Raw genomic sequence first — 20,591 nt, forward strand, 5'->3', positions numbered from 1 at the left:
TGAGCACGATCGATACCGGCCTGACGCTTTTGAAGAGCGCCGCCGGCCGCGTCTCCGCCGCCAATGGCTGGATGGGCAATGCGTTCAAGGGCTGGATGCCGACCGGCCTTTATGCGCGTGCGCTGCTGATCATGATCGTGCCGATGGTGATCCTGCAATCGGTGGTCGCCTTCGTGTTCATGGAGCGGCACTGGAACACGGTGACACGCCGCCTGTCGGCCGCGGTGGTGCAGGACATCGCCGCGCTGATCGACGTCTACAAGGGCTACCCGCAAGACAAGGATCGCGACCAGATCCGCCGCATCGCGCAGCAGCGCCTGGGCCTCGTCGTCGATTTCCTCCCGGCCGGCGACATGCCGCCGCCGGGACCAAAGCCGTTCTTCTCGCTGCTCGACCAGACGCTGTCGGTGCAGCTCGGCCGCCAGATCGGGCGCTCCTTCTGGATCGACACGGTCGGCCGCTCCAACCTCGTCGAGATCCGGATCCAGCTCGACGACGCCGTGATGCGCGTGTTCGCGCAGCGCAGCGCCGCCTATGCCTCGAACTCGGAGATCTTCCTGTTCTGGATGGTCGGCACGTCCTCGATCCTGCTGATCGTCGCGGTGCTATTCCTGCGCAACCAGATCAAGCCGATCCTGCGACTTGCCGACGCCGCCGAAAGTTTTGGCAAGGGCCGCGAGGCGCCGAATTTCCGCCCGCGTGGCGCGCGCGAGGTGCGGCGCGCGTCGGTCGCCTTCCTCGAAATGAAGTCGCGCATCGAGCGAACGATGGAGCAACGCACCGCGATGCTAGCCGGCGTCAGCCATGATCTGCGCACGATCCTGACGCGGTTCAAGCTCGAGCTGGCGTTGATCGGCGACAGCCCCGAAATGGAGGGCATGCGCAAGGACGTCGACGAGATGTCGATGATGCTCGAGGACTACCTCGCGTTTGCCCGCGGCGATTCCGGCGAGCAGTCGCAGCCGACCGACATGGCCCAGGCGCTCGAGGAGCTGCGCAGCGACGCCGAGCGCCACGGCCACACGGCGACCGTTGCGTTCAACGGGCTGCCCGTGGTCACGGTGAAGCCGGCCTCATTCAAGCGCTGCCTCGCCAACCTCGTCACCAACGCCGCCCGCTACGGCAAGAGCATCGCCATCACCGGCCAGCGCGATCACCGTTATTTGACCGTGACGGTGGACGATGACGGGCCGGGCATTCCCGCCCATCTGCGCGAAGAGGTGTTCAAGCCGTTCCTGCGGCTCGACAACGCCCGCAACCAGGACGAAGGCGGCACAGGTCTTGGCCTCGCGATCGCCCGCGACATCGCCCGCTCGCACGGCGGCGACATCACGCTTGGCGACAGTCCGATGGGCGGATTAAGGGCGAGCGTGCGGATACCGGTGTAGCTGCCTCTTCCCTTCTCCCCCTGTGGGAGAAGGTGGCGCGAAGCGCCGGATGAGGGGTCTCTCTCCGCGAATTCAAAGCGAAAAGAGTCACACGCGGAGACAAACCCCTCACCCGTCTCGCCGCTGCGCGGCGAGCCACCCTCTCCCACAAGGGGAGAGGGGAAGAGCCTTACTTCGGCAGCAGCGCCTTCAGCTTGTCCATGTCACGCACGTTCATCTTGAAGCCGCCGGGCATCACGATGTCGCCGGGCTTCTGGTCCGGCTTGCAGGCTCCCAGCCATTTCGCTTCGAGCTGCACGGTCGTGTCGCGGCCTGCCGCGCCGGCGGCGCCGCCTTGCGCGTGCGACGACGTCTTCACCGTATAGGCCGAATTGAAATCGCCGGTGATCTCAGCATGCGAAGTCGTGCTGATGCCGGCGACATTGCACTCGGAATCGCTGACATAGCCGGTCGCGGTCTTCTTGATGTCCTGCTTGGCGCAGATCTGCTTGGCCATCGGCGAGACGTTGTTGTTCATTTCCTTGTCGACGGTCTCGTCGGTGCAGTGCTGCATGGTCATCTCGGGCACCGGCGTGCCGGTCCGGACCATCTTCAATTCCCACAGCCCTGCCTTACGCACCGGCAGGTCGTCAGCGCGAGCGCTGCCTGCCGACAACACGAGGCAAAGGGCGGAGCCGAGCAAAGCGAGTTTGCGCGTCATGTGGGAAGTTCCCGGCTGAGAGGTAGCGGCGTGCGAAAGCGCCTCAGTAGAGCGTGCGGATCGGCTGGTCGGCGGCGCCATAGGGCACCCAGCGGCAGGAGAACGAGATGTAGCCGCCCTCATAGGCCTGCACCGCCAGGAATTTGGCGACTTTGCCATAGCGCGCGCAGTGATCGACCGCGACCTGCCGCGCATCGACCTGGGTTGCCATCGAATAGGCGATGATGCCGCCGGTGTCGTTGCCCTTGAACGGAGGCACCGGAAGCAGATCGGCATGCGCCGACTGGCTCGCCATCATACCCAAGGCAAGTAGGCCCGCGGCCGCAATGATTCGCATTCCCGTCACTCCGATTGGTTGGCGGCAGTTTACGGTGTCGGCGCGGCGGTGGAAAGAACGGATGGCCGGTCCAACGCAGCATTGCGGTCAACTCGTCGGCAAGTGTTGCCGCGCTGCACTTGACCTCCCCCGGCCTTCACGGCACCGTCCGACCCTTGCAGATCATGCTGTCTGGATCATCCATGCGCGCCTCGACCTTCCTGAAATCGCTCCGCTTTGCCGCCGTGCTCGGCCTCCTGTTCGGGGCGCTGTCGCTCGGCGAGGCCAGGGCCGCCAATCCGCTGGAGCTGAATTTCTGGCTGAGCGGGCCGCGCTATGACGGCAACGTCTCCGAGTGCGACAGGGCGCTGCCGACGATCGCGACCCAGTTCTGGGAGAAAGAAAGCGCGTTCTGGAATTCTTCGTTGAAGATCACCGGCTTCGCCGCAGTTCACGAGACCGCGTTCCGGCCTTGGGCATCCGACAACATCCCGCGCCGCTATTGCACCGGCGAGGCCATGCTCACGGACGGCAAGATGCGCAAGGTGCATTTCTCGATCGTGGAGGATGGCGGCTTCGCCGGCTACGGCCAAGGCGTCGAATGGTGCGTGGTCGGGCTCGACCGCAACTGGGCCTACAACCCGGCCTGCCGCGCCGCCAAACAGTAATTGAAACGTTCTGATCCGGACCGATCAGGCGGCCGAACGACGGTCACCCGCATTTTGTTCTTGAAATGTTCTTATCGCCTGCTAGGCTTGTCTGCACAGTCTAGTTGAGGGGCGTCGCCATGTTTCATTCCAGATTGCATTCGTTCTCCCGCCTGATGATCTCGCTGACGCTTGCGGCCGGGCTGGCTGCGCTGGCCGATGGCGCAAAGGCCCAGGACAAGCGGCAGAACACGCCCGGCGAATTCGATTTTTATGTGCTGTCACTGTCTTGGTCGCCCTCTTTCTGCGAGGAGGCGGCGGAGCGCGGCGGCCGCTCGCAGACCCAGTGCAGCGGACGGCCCTACGCTTTCGTGGTGCATGGTTTGTGGCCGCAATATGAGAGCGGATTTCCGGAATATTGCCAGCGGCCCTCGCCGCGGCTGAACCGCAGCATCGTCTCCTCCATGCTCGATCTGATGCCGGCGCCGGGGCTGATCTTCAATGAGTGGGACAAGCACGGCACCTGCTCGGGGCTCGCTGACCGCAGCTATTTCGAGACGATCCGCAAGGCGCGCGCCGCGATCAAGATTCCAGCCGAATATCTCGATCTATCGCAGGCCAAGACCGTGGCGCCGGCGGAGGTGGAGGAAGCCTTCATCAAGGCCAATCCGGGCCTCAGCAATGCCGCCGTCTCGATCACCTGCAACCGGACGCGGCTATCGGAAGTCCGCATCTGCCTCAGCAAGGACCTGCAATTCCGCGCCTGCGAGGAGATCGACCGCCGCGCCTGCCGCCGCGACCAGGTGACGATGCCGCCGATCCGGGGTGGCTAGCCCAGGCGTCGTGCCTCTTTGCTCGGGCCGTCACGTGGCGTAGTGCTCTTGCATGAATTACCGCCACGCCTTCCATGCCGGCAACTTCGCCGATGTCATCAAGCACATCGTGCTGACGCGCATCATCACCTATCTCCAGGACAAGCCGGGTGCGTTCCGCGTCATCGACACCCATGCCGGCGCTGGCCTCTACGATCTCGAAAGCGACGAAGCGCGCCGGGGCGGCGAGTGGCTGACGGGCATTGCGCGGCTGATGCAGGCGCGGTTGTCGAACGACGCCATGGCGCTGACCAAGCCCTATCTCGACATCGTCCGCGCCTTCAATCCGAAGGGCGAGCTCAAGGCCTATCCGGGCTCGCCGCTGATCGCACGCGGCCTGCTGAGGCCGCAGGACCGCCTCTTGCTCTGCGAGCTCGAGCCGAAGGCGCGCAAGGCGCTGATCGGCGTACTGCGCCGCGACGAACAGGCCCGCGTGGTCGACCTCGACGGCTGGATGGCGCTGCCGGCTTTCGTGCCGCCGAAGGAACGGCGTGGGCTCGTTCTGATCGACCCGCCCTTCGAGGCAAAGGACGAGTTCGAAAAGCTCGCAGAGGCCTTCTCGGCGGCTTTCGCGAAATGGCCGACCGGTATCTATGTAATCTGGTATCCCGCCAAGAGCCGACGCGCCACCGACACGCTGGTGCAATCAGTGGCGCGGCTCGCAGCCGCAGCAAAACCGCCGGGAAAATGCCTGCGCCTCGAATTCAGCGTGGCGCCGCAAGCCGACGGCGCAGCCCTCACCTCCAGCGGGCTCTTGATCGTCAATCCTCCTTACACGCTGCACGGCGAACTCAAGACGATCCTGCCGGAGCTGGAAATGCCGCTCGGCCAGGGTGGCGCTGCCAGATTCCGGTTAGAGGTGCCGAGACCGTAACACTCCGGCATTCTTGGGAAAAATATGCAGGAGCGGTAGTCAATCTGCAGAGAACCGTATTATGCTGTTGCAGTGACTGGCTTTACGTTCCGCTTCCGCGAATGGTTGCGGCGGAGTGAAGGCCTAAGAAAGATCCAGTCGGACCGAATGGTCTGCCGAAGGATGGCCAGCTCCCGGGCTTCGTAAGGCCCGGTCATGTCGTGACGCGCGTCTGCGTCACGACGGAGGAGCAATGAGGGGGAGTTTCCCGATGGCCATGACGGGAACGGTCAAGTTTTTCAACGGTGAGCGCGGCTACGGATTCATCAAACCGGACGACGGGGGCCGCGACGTCTTCGTACATATTACTGCTGTGGAGCGGGCCGGACTGAAGGACCTTGCCGAAGGACAGCGTATTACTTTCGAAGTCGAACCGGACAAGAAGGGCAAGGGGCCGAAGGCGGTCGATTTGGTCATCCTTCCCTAGCGAGCCAAGCGTCAAAAAAATCCCGGCCGCAAGCGGCCGGGAGGTTGGTCCGGTATTTTCTTCTTTAGCTATCAGAAGTGATAGTTCACGCCTGCGCGCACAACGCTGGCGCTATAGCCGTTTGACACGCCCGTAATCGCGAACTGACTCGTCGAGAGATCGATATAGAGATATTCGAGCTTGGCGCTCCAGTTCGGCGCGAACATAACTTCCGCGCCGGCACCGATGGTCCAGCCGGCGCTGGTGTGCGACTCGGTCCAGCCGAACGTCTGCGCGCGCAGCTCGCCGAAGGCGAGGCCCGCCGTGCCGTAGAACAGCACGTTGCTGAAGGCGTAGCCGGCGCGGCCGCGCAGGGTTCCGAACCACGGATTGGAGAACTTCCACGGCGCGAAGGTGTCGTCGGCACCGGCGGCCTGGATGTCGCCCTCGACGCCGAACACCCATGGGCCGTTCTGGAAATTGTAGCCGGCCTGAACGCCGCCGACGAAGCCCGACGGTTTTGCGGGATTGTTGTTCACCGAACCCCATTCATAGCCAAGATTGCCACCGAGATACGGACCGGCCCAGCTATAGGCGTTGAGCGGCTGATTGACCGTGTACGGCGCTCGCTGCCCGTAATTGAGATCGGCGGCCTCTGCCGAAGCCGTCCAGCCGACTGCAGCCAATGCGGCTGCGCCCACAACGAGCCTCTTCATCACACACTCCAACGCAACTCCCGTCACCGCTGCGATGCCCGCGTCGCCGCGCGAGGCAAAACCGCATGGTTACGGAACCACCATTTTTCGCGTAAGATTTATCGAGAGTTTTAAGTTAAAGGCCTGTTAAGCCGGGTTACTGCGCTGTTAACAGGCTTAAGCAAGCGTTACCGGGAACTGCGCCGCCATCCTGTGCGTGCCGCTCGGCCGGAGCTTCAAATCGACACCCGCAGCGCTTAAATTCGCACCATGGTTCACGATTCCCCCGACAATCCGGACGACGCACGCGTACGCAAACCCGTGCGCGGCAACGCACCCGACGTCCCTCCCCAGGAAACGGAAGCCGCGCCGCCGGACCTCGATCCCGCCACTGCGAATGGCGACGACGAGGACGATGCGCGGCTGCCGGACATCCTGGAAGAGAGCGGCACCGTCGGCGAAGAGCCGCTGGCGACCGGCCACGAGGCGATCGAACGCGCGGTGCGCCTCGCCCCCACCTCGCCCGGCGTCTACCGCATGCTCAATGCGAATGCCGACGTGCTCTATGTCGGCAAGGCCAAGAACGTCAAAAAGCGCCTGTCGAACTATGCGCGCCAGAGTGCGCCGCAGCCGGCGCGCATCCTGCGCATGATCGCCGCCACGGTGACCGTGGAAATCATCTCGACCCACACCGAGACCGAAGCCCTGCTGCTGGAGGCCAACCTCATCAAGCAGCTTCGGCCGCGCTTCAACGTGCAGCTGCGCGACGACAAGTCGTTTCCCTATATCCTGATCACGGGCGACCATTGGGCGCCGCAGATCCTGAAGCATCGCGGCGCGCAGACGCGGCCGGGTCGCTATTTCGGCCCGTTCGCCTCCGCCGGCGCCGTCAACCGCACCATCACCGCACTTCAGCGCGCGTTCCTGATCCGCTCCTGCACGGATTCCTTCTTCGAGAGTCGCTCGCGGCCCTGCCTGCTCTACCAGATCCGCCGTTGCGCCGGCCCCTGCACCCGCGAGATCGACTTCCCCGGCTACACGACCCTGGTGCGCGAGGCGAGCGACTTCCTGTCCGGCAGGAGCCATGCGGTGAAGCAGGAGCTTGCCGCGGAGATGGAGAAGGCCTCCGGCGAGCTCGAATTCGAGAGCGCCGCGCTCTACCGCGACCGCCTCGCTGCGCTGTCCGCGATCCAGTCGCAGCAGGGCATCAATCCGCGCACGGTGGAAGAAGCCGACGTGTTCGCCATCCACCAGGAGGGCGGCTTCTCCTGCGTCGAGGTGTTCTTCTTCCGCACCGGGCAGAACTGGGGCAACCGCGCCTATTTCCCGCGCGCGGAGAAGACCTATACGCCGGAAGAGGTGCTCGGCTCCTTCCTCGCCCAGTTCTATGACGACAAGCCGCCGCCGAGGAATATCCTGCTCTCGCACGAGATCGAGGAGAGCGAGCTGCTCGCCAACGCGCTGTCGATCAAGGCCGGCCGCAAGGTCGAAGTGTCCATGCCGAAGCGCGGCGAGAAGAAGGAGCTCGTCACCCACGCGCTCACCAACGCGCGCGAGGCCCTGGGCCGCAAGCTCGCGGACACCGCGACGCAGAGCCGCCTGTTGGACGCCATGGCCACGACCCTGAGCCTGACGCATGCGCCGAAGCGGATCGAGGTCTACGACAACAGCCACATCCAGGGCACCAACGCAGTCGGCGCCATGATCGTCGCCGGCCCGGACGGTTTTGTGAAAAACCAGTACCGCAAGTTCAACATCAAGTCGGAGGGCCTGACGCCCGGCGACGATTACGGGATGATGCGCGAGGTGCTCGAACGCCGTTTCAAGCGCTTGATCAATCCACCCGAGGACAATGCGGCCAAAGCCAAGGACGACGACTTCCCGCAATGGCCCGATCTCGTGATCATCGATGGCGGCCGCGGCCAGCTCAACGCGGTCCGGGACATCTTTGCAAATCTCGGCCTGACCCAGGTGGCGCTGATGTCGGTGGCCAAGGGGCCGGACCGGGATGCCGGCCGCGAGACCCTGTTCATGCCGGAGCGCGAGGCGATCAAGCTGGAGCCGCGCGACCCCGTGCTCTATTTCATCCAGCGGCTGCGGGACGAGGCGCACCGTTTCGTCATCGGCTCGCACCGCAAGCTGCGCAAGAAGGACATCCGCGAGGCCGGCTTGCAGGAGATTCCTGGCATCGGTCCGTCACGCAAACGTGCCTTGCTGCATCATTTCGGAACCCTGAAGGAGATCGAACGGGCCTCGATCACCGATCTCGGTAAGGTTCCGGGGGTGAGCGCCGAGAGCGCCCGCAGGATTTTCGAGTATTTCCATCCCCAGCCGGGGTGAAATAAAAGGGGGGCCGCGGTCATATGGTCGTCGCATCCCGCACCCCATTTGGGGAGCGGAACGGTTGACCTTCAGGCTGCAGCGGTATTGGTAGGACGGATGAACATCGCCACGACACGAGGGACGACCAGCCGCGCGATGTCCCTCCCGAACATCCTGACCTACGGCCGGATCGCCGCGATCCCGGTCGTGGTCGGGTGCATCTACGCACAGTCGATCATGGACGGCCCGCTGTGGCTGCGCTGGGTCGCCGTCGCCATTTTTATCGCGGCTGCGGTCACCGATTACCTCGACGGCTATTACGCACGGATCTGGAATCAGCAATCGGCGTTCGGCCGCATGCTCGATCCGATCGCCGATAAGCTTCTGGTCGCCTCGTGCCTGCTGATGCTGGCCGCCGACGGCATCATTCACGGCTGGTCGCTGTGGGCCGCCATCGTGATCCTGTGCCGCGAGATCCTGGTCTCGGGCCTGCGCGAATATCTTGCCGCGCTGCGTGTCAGCGTGCCCGTGACCAAGCTTGCGAAATGGAAGACGACGGTTCAGCTCATCGCCATCGGCTTCCTGCTGGCTGGTCCGGCCGGCGATGAGGTCGTGCCCATGGTCTCGATGATCGGGCTGGCGCTGCTCTGGGCCTCGGCGATCCTCACCATGTACACCGGCTACGACTATTTCGGCGCCGGCATCCATCACCTCATCAAGGAGGATGAGGGATGAAGGTGAAGTACTTCGCCTGGGTGCGCGAGCGCATCGGCAAGGCCGAGGAGACGATCGAGCCGCCTGCGACCGTGCGCACCGTGGAAGAGCTGATCGCCTGGCTGTCCGGCCAAGGCGAAGCCTACGCCTATGCGTTCGAGAAGCCGAAGGTGATCCGCACCGCGATCGACCATGCCCACGTCAAGTCGGACGCCGCGATCGCGGGCGCTCGCGAGATCGCGTTCTTCCCGCCGATGACCGGCGGCTAGGCCATGCCCGTCACCACCTGCCCCGTCACCATCCGTATCCAGCAAGACGATTTCGACATCGCACGCGAGATCGCGGTGCTGACCGGGAACCGCACCGACATCGGTGCGGTCGTGAGTTTTTCCGGCATCTGCCGCAGCGACGAAGACAGCGCGAAGATCGCCGCGCTCTCGCTGGAGCATTATCCCGGCATGGCCGAGGAAGAGATCAGGCGCCATGCCGACGAGGCCATCTCGCGCTGGCCTCTCAGCGGCGTCACGGTGATCCATCGCGTCGGCCGTTTCATGCCCGGCCAGAACATCGTGCTGGTGCTGACCGCCTCGCAGCACCGCCAGGCAGCGTTCCAGGCAGCCGAGTTCCTGATGGATTATCTCAAGACCAACGCGCCGTTCTGGAAGAAGGAAGAGAGCGCCACCGGCACCGGCTGGGTCGAGGCCCAGGCCCGCGACGACGAAGCCGCCGCACGCTGGACCCGATCCTGATGGCAACAACATCCAAAAAGGCCGTGCGCGGCCACGCCGCGCCAAAGCTCGCGAAGGTGGGCCGCGGCGAGCTTCTCACGCTGATCGATTTCGTCCGCTATGCAGTGAGCCGCTTCAATGAGGCCAAGCTCGCCTTTGCCCATGGCACGCCCGATCCGGTCGCGGAAGCGGCTTTCCTGGTCTGTGAAGCCCTGCATCTGCATCCCGAGCAGTTCGAGATTTTTGCCAACGCGCGCGTCACGACCGCCGAGGGCAGGACCATCATCGATCTCGTTCATCAGCGCGTCACCACGCGCAAACCGGCCGCGTATCTCGTCAACAAGATCTACATGCGCGGCCTGCCGTTTTATGTCGACGAGCGCGTCATCGTTCCGCGCTCCTTCATCGGTGAACTCTTGGAGTCGCATTTCGGCGGCGACGGCGAAGCCGGCTCGCTGATCGACGATTCCAGCGCCGTCGAGCGCGTGCTCGATCTCTGCACGGGATCGGGATGCCTCGCGATCCTCGCCGCGCATCATTTCCCGAACGCCACGATCGATGCCGTCGATATCTCGAAGGGCGCGATCGACGTCGCCAGACGAAATGTCGGCGAATACGGGCTCGATGGCCGGATCAGCCTGCATCGCGGCGACCTGTTCGCCCCACTCGGTAACACCAAATACGACCTGATCATCACCAACCCGCCTTATGTCGACGCCGAAGGCATGGCGGCGCTGCCGCCCGAGTGCCGGGCCGAGCCGAAGCTCGCCTTCGACGGCGGCGCCGACGGTCTCGATGTGGTGCGCCGGATCCTGCGCGATGCGCCCGGCCATTTGACGCCGCATGGCGGGCTGATCTGCGAGATCGGCCGCGGCCGCGAATTGGTTGACGAGGCCTTTCCTGAATTGCCGCTGCTCTGGCTCGACACCGAGGACTCCGAGGGCGAAGTGTTCTGGATCGCGGCAGCCGATCTCGGCTGATCCATCACGGCGGGCAGACCTCGTCGGAACAAGTCAAATACCGCCACGTTCATCCCCCGACGAATTTTCTCGCACTCGGAGGATAACTGCATGCTTGCGCCATCGGGCGAATTGCTGCGCGCCGGCGTCGCGCTCAAGCTCAACCATCTCAAGCGCGCCGCCCAGTCCTATGCCCGCGACCGGAGCAACCAGGCCACAGGGCGCATGACGTCGTACGCGGCTGCGGCCGGACTGCTCGCGGTTGCGGGCTTGTTCGTCGTCGCAGCCTTCTTCGTCGGCCTGATCGCCCTGTACCGCTGGATTGCAATCCATTACGGGCAATTCTGGGGGTTCGGCGCCGTCGGCGCTGTGCTCCTGGTCCTGGCCGCCGCCTGCGCCGGCGTGGCCATGGCCCAGATGAAGCGCAAGACCAAGCCGATCGTGCCGCTCGCCAGCCGCCTACGGGTGGCTATCGCCACCCCGCGCATCCCGCGCGGAACGGTGAAGGAGGCGGTGAAAGAGGTCGCGACGACAATTCCCCTGGCGCCGCTCGCGCCGGGCGAACGAGGACATGAGTCAGGACATGGCGGCAGCACGTGGCCGGCTCGGTCCAACCGGCCCGTGCAACTCGGGCTGATGCTCGCGGCCGTTGGGCTGGTCGGGATCACGGCCGCGCGCAGGCGGCGTCACGGCCACGGAGCGGATACCTGAAAATGCGTATGCGGCGCGCCGAGCAATTCGACAGCTGGCTGTTAGTCGCAGCCACGACCGTGTTCGTGCTCACCGCGGAACGGTATTTCCAGGATTCTGGCCTGATCCGGCCGGGACCTCCGCAAGACCACCGCAACGGCGAGGCGAATTCGCCGGAAACGAGCCCGACGGGCGCAGCCTCGCAGCCCGGCCGCGGCCGCCGCGCGAAAAGCCCGTTCGCGATCCCGTGGGCAGGCTGGAAGGACATCCTCTGGCGCACCTATCAGCGCATCGACGAGGATCGCCTGCTCGCGACCGCCGGCGGCGTCGTCTTTTTCGGACTGCTCGCGATCTTTCCCGCTATCACGGCGCTGGTTTCATTCTATGGCCTGTTCGCCGATCCCTCGACGATCAGTTCCAACCTGCAATCGCTCGCGATGATGCTGCCCGAGGGCGCGTTCCAGATCGTCGAGGACCAGGTGGCGCGCGTCGTGTCGAACGGCGGCGCGACCCTTGGTTTCACTTTCCTGTTTGGACTCGTGCTCGCGATCTGGAGCGCCAATGCCGGCGTCAAAGCCATCTTCGACGCCCTCAACGTCGCCTATGAGGAGCGTGAAAAGCGCAGCTTCATCCGGCTGAACACGGTCTCGCTGGCTTTCACGGTCGGTGGCATCGTTGCCCTGCTGCTGATGGTGGGCGCCGTCGTCGCCTTCCCGCTCGCGCTCAACCACCTCGGCATGGCGCCCGAAAGCAAGCTGATCGTGGCGCTGGCGCGATGGCCGGTGCTGTTCGTCATTCTCCTTGCGGCGCTCGCCGTCCTCTACCGCTTCGCGCCCAGCCGCGACGCCCCGCGCTGGCAATGGCTGAGCCCCGGCGCTGTGACGGCCGCGATCCTCTGGATCGCCGGCTCGGCGCTGCTGTCCTGGTATCTGTCCGAATTCGCAAATTACAACGCGACCTACGGCTCGCTCGGCGCTGCGATCGGCTTGATGATGTGGATGTGGATGTCGGCCATCGTCATCATGTTCGGGGCTGAGCTGAATTCGGAGATCGAACGGCAGACCTTGCGCGACACGACCACCGGGCCGCCCAAGCCGCTAGGCACCCGCGAGGCCGTCTCGGCCGACACGGTCGGCGCCGCGGCGCCGTCCTGACTCTGCGATTGGGCCGCTATCCCCTCGAATCAACAATGATGTTAAGGTCATGCCGCTTGGGGGAGCATGCGGCGTGACGGGTTCGAAACGCCACCCGTGTTTTCCCGGTCAGGCAGTCAGCTCTTGAGGCGTAACGCGCGGCATGATTCGTATTTCGACGATCTTCATCGCGATCTGCATGGTTCTGGTCGCCGCCTCGCTCGGGCTCCTGCTCTACGCGGTCGCCGGCATCAGCGGAACCGAATCCGCGATCGTGGCGCTGACGGCGCTGACCTTCCTGATCCTCTACAATGCAGTGTCGATGCGACTGCGCGACCGCAGCGACGTCGGCGGCCAGATCGCCGATCTTTCGCGCGGCACCGCCGACCTCGCCCGTCAGGTCGCCGAATTCGGCCGCCGGCTCGCCACGATCGAAGCACGCATCGCCTCTTCCAATTCGGCCAACTCCGACCGCATCCAGTCGGTGGTCGGCGAGATCAACGAACTCGGCGGACTGGTCAGGCAACTCGCCACCACCGTGTCGGCCCATGAGGATCTGATGGCCGGCAACGCGCCAGTGTCGGCCCCCGCGCCGGTCGCAAGGCAGGAGCCGGACGCGCCGCTCGACCTGATGGCCACGTTCGAGGAGGAACGGCCGGCTGCCCCGGCGCCCGCGCCGCCGCCAATGCGGCCGGCAGCACCGGCGATCCAGACCCAGACCGCCAATCCGGTTCAGACCGCCAACGGCCGCAACCAGACCCAATTGCTGGCGACGCTCCGCAACGCGATCGACGAGAACCGCATCGACATCTTCCTCCAGCCGATGGTGTCGCTGCCGCAGCGCAAGGTCCGGTTCTACGAGGCCGTGACGCGCCTGCGCGACGAGCGTGACCAGCTGGTCGCGGCCGAGGAGTTCATCAGCATCGCGGAGGCCTCCGGGTTGATCGGGCGCATCGACAACATGGTCATGCTGCGCTGCGTGCAGGTGCTGCGGCGCCTGATGGTACGCAACAAGGAAGTCGGCGTGTTCTGCAACGTCGCGGCTTCCACGCTCGGCAATTCCACGACCTTCGCGCAATACCTCGATTTCCTCGAAGCCAATCGGGCGCTGGCGCCCTCGCTGGTGCTGGAATTCAAGCAATCCACCTTCCGCAATCTCGGCCCGGCCGAAACCGAGAATCTCGCGGCGCTCGCCCAGCGCGGCTTCCGTTTCTCGATCGACCATGTCACCGATTTGCGCATCGAACCGCGCGAGCTCGCCGATCGCGGCGTGCGCTTCATCAAGGTGCCGGCCTCGCTCCTGCTCGACCCCAGGCAGGCTTCGGCCTCGGACATCCACCCGTCCGATCTCTCCGACCTGCTCGGCCGCTTCGGCATCGATCTGATCGCCGAGCGAATCGAGGGCGAGCGCGCCGTGATCGACCTGCTCGATTATGACGTGCGGTTCGGCCAGGGGTTCCTGTTCGCGCCGCCCCGGCCATTGCGGCCGGAGGGGTCATCTGCTACCGCCGCGCCGAACCAGGCACAGGACATTCAGGGATCCAATGGCTCCGGCATATCCAGCTCAGGCGCGACGTCGGCTGCGTCTGCGCCACAGCGCGTCACCGGCAACGCCGCGCTCGCGCGACGTATCTGATCGGCCGCACGCATCATGACCACACTGCATTTCGCCGAAAGCCTGCGTGAACTCGTGGCGGGCGTGGACGTCGTGCTCAGCGACATCTGGGGCGTGGTCCATAACGGTCTTGAATCCTTCCCCGAAGCCTGCGAGGCGCTGCACACCTACCGCAGCCGCGGCGGTACGGTCATCCTGATCACCAACGCGCCGCGCCCGGCCGACTCCGTGCAGCGGCAATTGCGCAAGCTCGGCGTCGCCGACGAGACCTATGACGCGATCGTGTCTTCAGGCGACCTGACGCGGCTCTATGTCGCCGACCATCCCGGCCGCAAGATGTTCTGGCTCGGCCCCGAGCGCGACAACTCGATCTATCGCGGCCTCGATGCGGTGACCGCGCCGCTGGAAGAGGCGGATTACATCGTCTGCACCGGCCTCTATGACGACGAGACCGAGACGGCGGAAGACTATCGCGGCATGATGCTGAAGGCGCGCGAGCGCAAGCTGACGCTGGTTTGTGCCAACCCCGACATCGTGGTGGAACGCGGCGACCGCCTGATCTATTGCGCCGGCGCGATCGCGGAGCTCTATCGCGAGCTCGGCGGCGAGGTGATCTTCTACGGCAAGCCGCACCGGCCGATCTACGAGCGCGCGATGGCGCTCGCCGGCGAACGCCAAGGCCACCAGATCGACCGCAAAAAGGTGCTCGCGATCGGCGATTCCGTCCGGACCGACCTCACCGGCGCGCGCGAGTTCGGCATCGATTGCCTGTTCGTGACCCGCGGCATCCATGCCGAGGAGTTCGAGGGTCTCGACCAGCTCGACCCGGCGTCGGTGCTGGAATTGTTCGGCCATCCCCCGAAGGCGCTGATGCGCGAACTGAAGTGGTAGCGAGTTGATCGTCATTCCCGGTTGATGTGGGGCGTCGATTCCGGAACGACGAACCCGACGCAGAAAGCCCGGGACAATCGCCCGGGCTTTCCGAATTCAACTGATGGCTTCGATCGCGCCTTACGCGCTCGCCATGTCCGGGAAGACCGCCTCGATCTTGGTCTTCAGCGTCGCCGCGTTGAACGGCTTGACGATGTAGTTGTTCACGCCGGCCTTCTTGGCCGCGATCACGTTCTCGGTCTTTGATTCGGCCGTGATCATGATGAAGGGCGTGGTGGCGAGGTTCGGATCCGCGCGCACTTCGCGCAGCAGGTCGTAACCCGTCATCGGCTCCATGTTCCAGTCGGAAATCACGAGCCCGTACTTCTTGCCACGCATCTTGTTCAGCGCTGCCGAACCGTCGCTTGCATCATCGATATTCTCGAAGCCAAGCTGCTTCAGGAGGTTCCTGATGATACGGATCATGGTGCTGAAGTCGTCAACCACCAGAACCGACATCGACAAATCAACCGCCATCTCGACTCCCCCAACGCAAACCCAGGAAATATTACGATCGGACCTGCCGGGCCGGAGCCCCGCGGTTCCACGCCCAAGGACTAGCACCAAGGCGTTAAACAGCGCGTTAACTGGGAACGCCCCCGGTGGACTGAAATCGCACTCGATGCGGCCGCCCCCTCCTGCTTGACTTCATCCGGCCCGTCGCGCCACGGTCCCGGCCGGTCCCGCCGGTTCGAGATTCCCCTGATGGCCCCGCATTTTACCGTTATCCGCGACACCACGCCGGACTCCGCCATTGCAAGGGGTGCCGTGGTCGCCATGGGCAATTTCGACGGCGTTCATCTCGGCCATCGCGCCGTAATCGCTGCGGCGCTGGAAATGGGCCGGCTACATGGCCGCCCTGCGCTGGCATTGACCTTCGAGCCGCATCCGCGCCGGTTTTTCAGCCCCAACACCCCGCAATTCCGCCTGACGGACGAGCGTGCCAAGCTGCGGCTTCTGGCCGGCACCGGACTTGACGGCGCCGTGGTCATGACCTTCGACAAGTCCCGCGCCGGGACCAGCGCGCAAGACTTCATTCACCACGACCTGATCGGGCGCCTGGGCATCGGCGGAATCGCCGTCGGCTACGACTTCCACTTCGGCAAGGGTCGGGTCGGCTCGCCGAGCCTCCTCGTCAACGAGGCGCCCCGGCTCGGCATCGAGGTCGACGTGCAGCCGCATGTCGATATCGACGAGCGGCCGGTCTCGTCCAGCGCGATCCGAATCGCGCTCGCCGAAGGCCAACTCGACGAGGCCACGGCCATGCTCGGCGCGCCCTGGTTTATCACCGGCGAGGTCATCCACGGAGAGAAGCGCGGCCGCGACCTCGGTTATCCCACCGCCAATATCCGCCTTGATGCCAATTGCGGCCTCAAGCACGGCATCTATGCGGTGCGGGTCGGCCGCGGCGCGGAGCGGCTGGATGGGGTCGCAAGCTTCGGCCGCCGCCCGACGTTCGACAATGGTGCGCCGCTGCTGGAAATCTTCCTGTTCGACTTCAAGGGGGATCTCTACGGGCAGACGCTCGACTGCGCCTTTATCGGCTTCATCCGCGAGGAGCTGAAATTCGAGGGCCTGGATGCCCTGATCCGCCAGATGGACAACGATTCCGCCCGCGCCCGCGCCATGCTCGCCGCCGCCCCGGACGCGTTTCCGCGGCTTGGCGTCATCGATTGAGGCCGGAAACCGGCCCGCCGAACCTTTTGCGCTTCCCCCGCCCCCCTGCTATGAAGAGCCCATGTTTGCGCGGCGCATCATAGGGATTAGCGGCCCGGCTTCCGCCTGAGCCTTCGGCTCGGCGCAAGACCGGGATGTCGTCGTTTCACCCGCGATTCCGCATCGCCATCCGTTCCCGCGCCCTTCCGAGCCAGTCAGCCTCATGTCCGACAAGCCACAAAAGTCCCAAAAATCCGAAGCCAAAGACTATTCGAAAACCCTGTTCCTGCCGCAGACCGAATTCCCGATGCGGGCCGGCCTGCCGCAGCGCGAGCCGGAGCTGCTGAAATACTGGAACGACATCGGCCTTTACGACAAGCTCCGCCAGGAAGCCCAGGGCCGCGCCAAATTCGTGCTGCATGACGGCCCGCCCTACGCCAATGGCAACATCCATATCGGGCACGCGCTGAACAAGATCCTCAAGGACGTCGTGACCAAGAGCCAGCAGATGCTCGGCTTCGACTCCAACTACGTGCCCGGTTGGGACTGCCACGGCCTGCCGATCGAATGGAAGATCGAGGAAGAGAACTACCGTTCCAAGGGCAAGCAGAAGCCCGACTTCCGCGACTCCGCTGCGATGGTGGCGTTCCGCAAGGAATGCCGCGCCTATGCGACACACTGGATCAACGTGCAGCGCGAGGAATTCAAGCGGCTCGGCATCATCGGCGACTGGGATCATCCCTATCAGACGATGAGCTATCCCGCCGAAGCGCAGATCGCCCGCGAGCTGATGAAGTTCGCCGCCAACGGCACGCTGTATCGCGGCTCCAAGCCGGTGATGTGGAGCGTGGTCGAGAAGACCGCCCTCGCCGAGGCCGAGGTCGAGTACGAGGACTACACATCCGACATGGTATGGGTGAAGTTTCCCGTCACGTCCCCGGCACATGGTGCGCTCGCCAATGCATCGGTCGTGATCTGGACCACCACGCCCTGGACGCTGCCCGGCAATCGCGCGATCTCGTTCTCACCGAAGATCGCCTACGGCCTCTACAAGGTGACGGATGCGGCCGCGGACAATTGGGCGAAGACCGGCGATCTCCTGATCCTGGCCGATGCGCTTGCAGCAGAGGTGTTCAAGCAGGCGCGCGTCACGGCCTATGAGAAGCTGCGCGACATTCCCGGCGATACGCTGGACGCCGTGGAGTGCGCCCATCCCTTGCGCGGCCTCGATGGCGGTTACGCGTTTATCGTGCCGCTGCTCGCCGGCGAGCATGTCACCGACGATACCGGCACCGGTTTCGTGCACACCGCGCCGAGCCACGGCCGCGAGGATTTCGACGTCTGGATGGCCAATACCCGCGAGCTCGATGAGCGCGGCATCTCGACCGCGACCCCCTACACTGTCGACGAGAACGGCGCCTATACCGCGCAGGCCCCCGGCTTCACCGGCAAGCGCGTGCTCAACGACAAGGGCGAGAAGGGCGATGCCAATGAAGCCGTGATCAAGGCGTTGGTCGAGGCCGGCAAGCTGCTCGCGCGCGGCCGCCTCAAGCACCAGTACCCGCATTCCTGGCGATCGAAGAAGCCGGTGATCTTCCGCAACACGCCGCAATGGTTCATCGCGATGGACAAGGACATCAGCGAAGATGGCCACGCCAGGAAGGGCGATACGCTGCGGGCTCGCGCGCTGCATGCTATCTCGGTCACGCAATGGGTGCCGCCGTCAGGTGAGAACCGCATCAACGGCATGATCGCCAACCGTCCGGACTGGGTGATCTCGCGCCAGCGCGCCTGGGGCGTTCCCATCGCCGTTTTCGTGCGCGAGAACAGCGACGGCTCGGCCGAGATCCTGCAGGACGAGATCGTCAACCAGCGCATCACCGAGGCCTTCATGGAGGAAGGCGCCGACGCCTGGTACATGGAAGGCGCCCGCGAGCGCTTCCTTGGATCCCGCGCGAAGGAAGACTGGAAGAAGATCGACGACATCTGCGACGTCTGGTTCGATTCCGGCTCCACACATGCCTTCGTGCTCGAGGATCGCCAGAACTTCCCGCAGCTCGGCAACATCGTTCGCAAGGTCGACGGCGGCGACGACACCGTGATGTATCTCGAAGGCAGCGACCAGCATCGCGGCTGGTTTCATTCGTCGCTGCTGGAGAGCGCCGGCACGCGCGGCCGCGCGCCCTACGACATCGTGCTCACCCACGGCTTCACGCTCGACGAGAACGGCCGCAAGATGTCGAAGTCGATCGGCAACACCGTCGAGCCTCAGAAGGTGATCAAGGATTCGGGCGCGGATATCCTGCGCCTCTGGGTCTGCGCCACCGACTATGCCGACGACCAGCGCATCGGCCCGGAGATCCTGAAGAACACCATCGAGACCTATCGCAAGCTGCGCAACACCGTACGCTGGATGCTGGGAACGCTGGATCACTACAAGCCGGCCGACGCAGTCGCGCCCGCCGACATGCCCGAACTCGAACGGCTGATGCTGCACGAGCTCGCGGTCCGTGCTGCCGTCGTCCGCAAAGCCTATCAGGAGTTCGACTACAAGACCGTGGTCGCAACCTTGTCCGCGTTCCTGAACAGTGAGCTCTCCGCGTTCTATTTCGACATCCGCAAGGACACGCTGTATTGCGATCCGCCGTCCTCGCCGACGCGCAAGGCGGCGCTGACCACGATCGACCTGTTGTGCAGCTCGATCCTGAAATGGCTGGCGCCTATCCTCAGCTTCACCGCGGAGGAGGCCTGGCGGATGTACAGGCCCGACGCCGAGCCCTCGGTGCACCTGACGCAGTTTCCCGACGACCTCGAAAGCCTGCGCGACGACAAGCTCGCCGCGAAGTGGGAAGCGATCCGCAATGTCCGCCGCGTCGTCACCGGTGCGCTGGAGCTCGAACGCGCCGCCAAGAACATCGGCTCGTCGCTGGAGGCATCACCGGTCATCTATGTCGCCGACCGCGACATGCTTGCGACGCTGTTCGACACCGATCTCGCCGAGATCTGCATCACCTCGAACTACGAGGTGCGCGAGGGCGAGGTGCCGGCTTCCGCATTCCGTCTCGATGCCGTTCCAGGCGTCGCTGTCGTGGTGGAGAAGGCGGTCGGCACCAAATGCGCCCGTTCCTGGAAGATTTCGCCGACGGTGGGTGAAGACCCCGAATATCCCGACGTCACCCCGCGCGACGCCAAGGCGCTGCGCGAATGGAAGGCGCTGGGGGTCAGCATCTAGGTCTCACCGTCGTCCTGGCGAAAGCCAGGACCCATTCCACGGCCGCCAATTGCGACGAAGGCTGATGACCGCAAGTCTTTCAAACAACGACCGCCTCGGACTATGGGTCCTGGCTTTCGCCAGGACGACGACGGAGCGTGTTGTGGCCGACTGCCCATGACCCCGCTCCGCGCCGGCATCCTCGCGGCCCTGCTCACGCTCGTGGCCGACCAGGCTTCAAAGCTCTGGCTGCTGAACGTGTTCGACCTCGCCCGTCGCGGCGCGGTCGAGGTGACCCCGTTCTTCGACCTGGTGCTGGCCTGGAACATCGGCATCAGCTTCGGCTGGCTCCAGAACGACGGTCAGGCGGCGCAAATGGCGCTGATGGCCGTGAAGGTCGTCGCGGTGGTTGCGCTGGCGATCTGGATGGCCCGCTCGCACACCCTGCTGGCAACCATCGCGCTTGGCCTGATCATTGGCGGCGCCATCGGCAATGGGATCGATCGCCTCGCCTATGGCGCGGTGGTCGATTTCGCCCTGTTTCACATCAATATCGGCGAAAATACCTATAATTGGTACGTGTTCAACCTCGCGGACGTGGCCATCGTTGCTGGCGTGGCGGCGCTATTGTATGATTCCTTCCTGGGGGTACCCGCCGCAAAAGCGCCCTGATCCCGGCCGATACGGACCGGCAGG

Annotated in this window: 21 protein-coding genes; 17 read left to right on the plus strand and 4 right to left on the minus strand. The window is 64.6% G+C overall.

Annotated elements, in window-relative coordinates:
* A partial coding sequence (locus tag IVB32_RS07195; protein WP_247410048.1) for an ATP-binding protein occupies nucleotides 1-1,388 on the plus strand: 1,388 nt, incomplete at its 5' end.
* Between the two features lie 169 nt (nucleotides 1,389-1,557).
* Here the strand turns inward: IVB32_RS07195 and IVB32_RS07200 are convergent.
* Together IVB32_RS07200 and IVB32_RS07205 are read right to left on the minus strand one after the other, a co-directional pair.
* Nucleotides 1,558-2,088, minus strand: a complete 531-nt coding sequence (locus IVB32_RS07200; RefSeq protein ID WP_018453500.1) for a DUF3617 family protein — start codon at nucleotides 2,086-2,088, stop codon at nucleotides 1,558-1,560.
* Between the two features lie 43 nt (nucleotides 2,089-2,131).
* Nucleotides 2,132-2,425: a hypothetical protein gene (locus IVB32_RS07205; RefSeq protein WP_026232542.1), complete on the minus strand. Its 294-nt coding sequence runs from the start codon at nucleotides 2,423-2,425 to the stop codon at nucleotides 2,132-2,134.
* Nucleotides 2,426-2,607: 182 nt separating this feature from the next.
* On the opposite strand from IVB32_RS07205, the gene IVB32_RS07210 reads away from it, so the two are divergent.
* From IVB32_RS07210 to IVB32_RS07225, 4 genes are all read left to right on the plus strand, one after another.
* The gene (locus IVB32_RS07210; RefSeq protein ID WP_018453498.1) at nucleotides 2,608-3,072 is read left to right on the plus strand and encodes a hypothetical protein; all 465 of its coding nucleotides are present in this window, start codon (nucleotides 2,608-2,610) and stop codon (nucleotides 3,070-3,072) included.
* Nucleotides 3,073-3,191: 119 nt separating this feature from the next.
* Nucleotides 3,192-3,884, plus strand: a complete 693-nt coding sequence (locus IVB32_RS07215) for a ribonuclease T2 (protein ID WP_026232541.1) — start codon at nucleotides 3,192-3,194, stop codon at nucleotides 3,882-3,884.
* Nucleotides 3,885-3,936: 52 nt separating this feature from the next.
* Nucleotides 3,937-4,797 carry a 23S rRNA (adenine(2030)-N(6))-methyltransferase RlmJ gene (gene rlmJ, locus IVB32_RS07220; protein WP_018453496.1) on the plus strand — a complete coding sequence of 287 codons (861 nt, stop codon included), beginning with the start codon at nucleotides 3,937-3,939 and terminating at the stop codon, nucleotides 4,795-4,797.
* Nucleotides 4,798-5,047: 250 nt separating this feature from the next.
* Entirely contained in the window at nucleotides 5,048-5,263 is a 216-nt protein-coding gene (locus IVB32_RS07225; protein ID WP_007614865.1) for a cold-shock protein, read from the plus strand.
* Between the two features lie 71 nt (nucleotides 5,264-5,334).
* Here IVB32_RS07225 and IVB32_RS07230 read toward each other — a convergent pair whose 3' ends face one another.
* On the minus strand, nucleotides 5,335-5,958 hold the full coding sequence (locus IVB32_RS07230; RefSeq protein ID WP_018453495.1) for an outer membrane protein: 624 nt from the start codon (nucleotides 5,956-5,958) through the stop codon (nucleotides 5,335-5,337).
* Between the two features lie 249 nt (nucleotides 5,959-6,207).
* On the opposite strand from IVB32_RS07230, the gene uvrC reads away from it, so the two are divergent.
* The 9 genes from uvrC (at nucleotide 6,208) to IVB32_RS07275 (ending at nucleotide 14,989) form a co-directional block, all read left to right on the plus strand.
* A complete protein-coding gene (gene uvrC, locus IVB32_RS07235) occupies nucleotides 6,208-8,277 on the plus strand; it encodes an excinuclease ABC subunit UvrC (protein WP_018453494.1) in 2,070 nt (689 codons plus the stop codon).
* Nucleotides 8,278-8,376: 99 nt separating this feature from the next.
* A complete protein-coding gene (gene pgsA / locus IVB32_RS07240) occupies nucleotides 8,377-8,994 on the plus strand; it encodes a CDP-diacylglycerol--glycerol-3-phosphate 3-phosphatidyltransferase (RefSeq protein WP_007596859.1) in 618 nt (205 codons plus the stop codon).
* Nucleotides 8,991-9,242 (plus strand): molybdopterin converting factor subunit 1, encoded by a 252-nt coding sequence (gene moaD / locus IVB32_RS07245; protein WP_018453492.1) that lies wholly within the window; start codon nucleotides 8,991-8,993, stop codon nucleotides 9,240-9,242. The genes pgsA and moaD overlap by 4 nt, the downstream gene beginning before the upstream one ends.
* A gap of 3 nt (nucleotides 9,243-9,245) precedes the next feature.
* Nucleotides 9,246-9,722, plus strand: a complete 477-nt coding sequence (locus tag IVB32_RS07250) for a molybdenum cofactor biosynthesis protein MoaE (protein ID WP_018453491.1) — start codon at nucleotides 9,246-9,248, stop codon at nucleotides 9,720-9,722.
* Complete coding sequence (gene prmB / locus IVB32_RS07255) at nucleotides 9,722-10,681, plus strand: 50S ribosomal protein L3 N(5)-glutamine methyltransferase (RefSeq protein ID WP_018453490.1); 960 nt, start codon at nucleotides 9,722-9,724, stop codon at nucleotides 10,679-10,681. The genes IVB32_RS07250 and prmB overlap by 1 nt, the downstream gene beginning before the upstream one ends.
* Nucleotides 10,682-10,771: 90 nt before the next feature.
* Complete coding sequence (locus tag IVB32_RS07260; protein ID WP_018453489.1) at nucleotides 10,772-11,371, plus strand: hypothetical protein; 600 nt, start codon at nucleotides 10,772-10,774, stop codon at nucleotides 11,369-11,371.
* A 2-nt stretch (nucleotides 11,372-11,373) separates the two neighbouring features.
* Nucleotides 11,374-12,504, plus strand: a complete 1,131-nt coding sequence (locus IVB32_RS07265; protein ID WP_026232540.1) for a YihY/virulence factor BrkB family protein — start codon at nucleotides 11,374-11,376, stop codon at nucleotides 12,502-12,504.
* A gap of 142 nt (nucleotides 12,505-12,646) precedes the next feature.
* On the plus strand, nucleotides 12,647-14,119 hold the full coding sequence (locus tag IVB32_RS07270) for an EAL domain-containing protein (RefSeq protein ID WP_018453487.1): 1,473 nt from the start codon (nucleotides 12,647-12,649) through the stop codon (nucleotides 14,117-14,119).
* 15 nt (nucleotides 14,120-14,134) lie between these two features.
* Nucleotides 14,135-14,989, plus strand: a complete 855-nt coding sequence (locus tag IVB32_RS07275; RefSeq protein WP_018453486.1) for a TIGR01459 family HAD-type hydrolase — start codon at nucleotides 14,135-14,137, stop codon at nucleotides 14,987-14,989.
* A 120-nt stretch (nucleotides 14,990-15,109) separates the two neighbouring features.
* Here the strand turns inward: IVB32_RS07275 and IVB32_RS07280 are convergent, their stop codons facing one another.
* Entirely contained in the window at nucleotides 15,110-15,505 is a 396-nt protein-coding gene (locus tag IVB32_RS07280; protein WP_247410049.1) for a response regulator, read from the minus strand.
* 228 nt (nucleotides 15,506-15,733) lie between these two features.
* On the opposite strand from IVB32_RS07280, the gene IVB32_RS07285 reads away from it, so the two are divergent.
* From IVB32_RS07285 to lspA, 3 genes are all read left to right on the plus strand, one after another.
* The gene (locus IVB32_RS07285) at nucleotides 15,734-16,705 is read left to right on the plus strand and encodes a bifunctional riboflavin kinase/FAD synthetase (RefSeq protein ID WP_018453485.1); all 972 of its coding nucleotides are present in this window, start codon (nucleotides 15,734-15,736) and stop codon (nucleotides 16,703-16,705) included.
* Nucleotides 16,706-16,907: 202 nt separating this feature from the next.
* Entirely contained in the window at nucleotides 16,908-19,916 is a 3,009-nt protein-coding gene (ileS, locus tag IVB32_RS07290; RefSeq protein ID WP_247299163.1) for an isoleucine--tRNA ligase, read from the plus strand.
* A gap of 156 nt (nucleotides 19,917-20,072) precedes the next feature.
* Nucleotides 20,073-20,567 (plus strand): signal peptidase II, encoded by a 495-nt coding sequence (gene lspA, locus IVB32_RS07295; RefSeq protein ID WP_026232539.1) that lies wholly within the window; start codon nucleotides 20,073-20,075, stop codon nucleotides 20,565-20,567.
* The last annotated feature ends 24 nt before the right edge of the window (nucleotides 20,568-20,591 follow it).

This window comes from Bradyrhizobium sp. 23 (assembly GCF_023073295.1).
GTDB lineage: Bacteria > Pseudomonadota > Alphaproteobacteria > Rhizobiales > Xanthobacteraceae > Bradyrhizobium > Bradyrhizobium canariense_D.